The organism is Bacillus cereus group sp. N24 (assembly GCF_016483345.1).
Taxonomy (GTDB): Bacteria; Bacillota; Bacilli; order Bacillales; family Bacillaceae_G; genus Bacillus_A; species Bacillus_A toyonensis.
The window spans coordinates 1-212 of the sequence record NZ_JAEHCA010000181.1 but is presented as its reverse complement, the minus strand read 5'-3'; the positions used below and the strand labels follow the sequence as shown (position 1 = coordinate 212).

Genomic DNA, 212 nt, shown 5'->3' with positions numbered 1-212 from the left:
GTAGTAGATACAAAGGAAGTAACAGCGGCAACAAATTGGAAGTACACGTTTGAAAAACTGCAAGCATACGATGCAAATGGAGTAGCGTATAAGTATGAAGTGAAAGAACAAGCAGTAGCCGGATACCAATCTGATGTACATGGTTATGACATCACAAATACAAAAGTAGGTGAAACAAAAGTAGAAGGAACGAAAACATGGAAAGACGATAA

At 37.7% G+C, this 212-nt stretch carries 1 protein-coding gene; it reads left to right on the top strand.

Annotation, left to right across the window (positions count from 1 at the left end):
• The coding region (locus JDS95_RS30950; protein ID WP_199691080.1) for a Cna B-type domain-containing protein at positions 1-212 on the top strand (212 nt) is incomplete at both ends.